Source organism: Microvirga sp. HBU67558, assembly GCF_018069605.1.
GTDB classification, from domain to species: domain Bacteria; phylum Pseudomonadota; class Alphaproteobacteria; order Rhizobiales; family Beijerinckiaceae; genus Microvirga; species Microvirga terrae.
The window spans coordinates 1-2,846 of sequence record NZ_JAGPUP010000358.1 but is presented as its reverse complement, the minus strand read 5'-3'; the positions used below and the strand labels follow the sequence as shown (position 1 = coordinate 2,846).

At 64.5% G+C, this 2,846-nt stretch carries 2 protein-coding genes; both read right to left on the bottom strand.

The features are described 5' to 3' along the window. Positions 1 to 561: 561 nt before the first annotated feature. Complete coding sequence (locus KBI52_RS01855; protein ID WP_247654111.1) at positions 562 to 1,584, bottom strand: DMT family transporter; 1,023 nt, start codon at positions 1,582 to 1,584, stop codon at positions 562 to 564. Between the two features lie 353 nt (positions 1,585 to 1,937). Then, a partial coding sequence (locus KBI52_RS01850; protein ID WP_210804947.1) for a PHB depolymerase family esterase occupies positions 1,938 to 2,846 on the bottom strand: 909 nt, incomplete at its 5' end.

Genomic DNA, 2,846 nt, shown 5'->3' with positions numbered 1-2,846 from the left:
TGGGTGGGTCAGATTTGAATCGGCGCCCTCGCTCGAAGCGGGTCAGAATTCAACCGGCGTTGACATGAGTATCGGTCATTCCATCAAATTGTGTGAACGATGCGGGACGGCTGCCGCTCTTAGCACGCTCATGTCATTGCGCCACGCCCGCCGGCGGGTGAAGGAGGTACGGGATTGTCGGGCACCCTGAGCGGCCTACATCCAGGATGTGCGTCGTTCCCTTGGCTCACCAACGCCCTGGTTGAGGTTTTAGACAGCGCCTTGGCCGCGGGGTTTCAGATCAAGCTCTGTTGATATATCTCTGCGCCAAGCTGCCGCGCCCCTTTTGGGCCGCTTGTGCCCTTCGGCAAATCAGATCACTCTCACCCCAGCTGCCTTACACCGACAGCTGCCGACGAGCCCCGGGCTAGGCACGGATGCACTGCCCTCCCGGGCTCCTCGTCGGACGTCAGCGCCAGCTTGCTCCCATCCCCCGGCACCCCGCCCACATAGCCTCCAAGATTCTGGTCTTGTCAGGCGGCATTGTCGAGCAATGCTCTCGAACGGGGTCCTGCCAGCAACTTAAGGGCGGCTTCCGGCGACAGCAAGCCTCGCCTCCCTGGCCCTGATGCGTTCACGGTGAGCCGTGTAGAGGCCGCTCGCCGCGATGACGAGCCCGCCCACCAGGGTCATAGCCCCCGGCACGGTGCCGAACACGCCAAAGCCGAGCAGCCCGGCGAACAGGAGCTGGACGTAGGAGAATGGGGCGATGGTGGACACTGCGGCCTTGCGGTAGGCCAGGATGATGAGCCAGTGCCCCATGGTCGAGAAGCCGCCCATCAGAACGGCCAGGCCGACCTCCGCAGCGGTGGGTGTGCGCCAGTGGAACGGCACGAAGGCTGTCAGGGCAATCAGTCCGATGGCAGCCGACCACGCCAGGGTGGCCTCGGGCCGTTCAGAGCTCATCAGACGGGTAGTGATGGCAGCCACGGCCCAGGAGAGTGCTGCGCCAATCGGCAGCAGGGCGGCCATCTGGAAGGCCGAGCCGCCAGGCTGGACCACGAGCATCACGCCCAGGAAGCCCACCGCCGCCGCAGCCCAGCGCCGGATGCCCACCTTCTCCCCGAGGAGCGGGATCGAAAGCGCGGTGATGAAGATCGGCGAGATGAAGTTGATCGCTGTGGCCTCAGCCACCTGGAGGTGCCCCAGTCCCAGGATGAAGAGGACGGATGAGCCGGCTACGGCCAGCGCCCGGATGATCTGGAGGCGCCGCGGCGGCGTGTGCATTGCCCTCGTGCCGCGTGTGACGAGGACGGTCGGTACGACTACCAGGCAGAAGACGACGTATCGCAGCCAGGTGACCTCTATCGCAGGCAACGTGTCCGTGAGGACCTTTGCTGTGACATCGCCCGTGGCGAAGAAGACGGTCGACAGGAGGGCCAGGCCAATGGCGGCGAAAGTCGCGTCCTTGGCGGGAACGCCGCTCCTCGCGCCCGCTTTCGCGGCGACGGCCTCAGTGATGGATGGACAATCCGCTACGGCGGAGACAGAGGGAGGCGGGCTCATTTGCGCTTGGGCGACCTTGGCGAGAGCATGGGGCTTCATGCGCTCTGGTGAGCCAGCAGGAATAGCCGACACTGCTGAAAGTTGTCTGAACTGAACTCATGCCATTGCGCGGGGCACACCCGCGCCAGGCGCATGGAAAGTTGTCCCGCGGCCGCAGCGATGTCTGCAATTTCCACGAACTGCACAAGTGCTGGAATGACCTCAGCCCTCCCCTGTAGCACCCAAGCGCTCGCAGCGAGGCCGTCGCCACACCCTCACAAGCCTTGAGCCGTGTTGTGCCGATTGTTGGTCTTCACGGTCGAACACCCGAGCCAGGTACACAGTTCTTCCAGGGACGGGAAGTCGTGCTCGATCTCCCGGAAAGGTGAAGGCCAGTGGGGCTGAGCCGCGGCTCAGGTCCGGCGGGAGGCTGCCTTCCGGCGAACAAGGCCCCACGATTTAGCCAGATGCAGCGAGGATGAGATGCCTGCATCAAGCATGAACGGCCCGGCTCCTCCCGTCTTTGTCTGAGCTTTCGTCCGGCGCACGGGCGTGCCATGGCCCATGCCATCGATCAGATACAGCGAAATGACTGTGTCACCCTTCCTGTTCGACCATGCCCGTCTGCGGTGGCCCGCGACTGACGTCTGACTAAACACCTCCTCGCTGACACCGTGCACATTGGTCCACTGGCTGAGCAACGCGGCGGCATTGGAGGCCGCAACGGTCCGATCCTCAGTGCCATGCCAGATCGACACCGTCGGCCGCAGGCCCGTATAGGATGAGGCGGAGCGGACGAGGTCGCCCCATTGCTTGGCGCTCCGCGGTTGCGGCCGCTTCATGGCGGGCATGACCTGGCGCATGCCGGAGGCAGCTCCATAGGGCAAACCGGCGATGATCCCGCCACCGGCAAAGACCTCCGGGTAGGTGGCCAGCATCACCGACACCATGGCGCCGCCGGCTGAGAGACCTGTGATGAAGATCCGGGCTGGATCAATGCTGTGGGTCCTCCGCATGCGCGTGACCATCTGGCGGATCGACAAGGCCTCGCCTGAGCCCCGTCGGGCATCATGGGGCTGAAACCAGTTGAAACAGCGGTTCGGGTTGTTGGCCTGGGACTGCTCGGCATAGATCAAGGCAAAGCCATGCCGCTTGGCCAACATCGACCAGCCGCTGCCCTCGTCGTATGCGTGAGCGGTCTGCAGGCAGCCGTGCAGCACCACAACGAGGGGCGCGCTGTCGGGCAGCTGCGGCGGCACGTAGGTCAGCATCCGGAGATTGCCGGGGTTGGATCCGAAGGCGCTGATCTCGGTCAGCTTGCT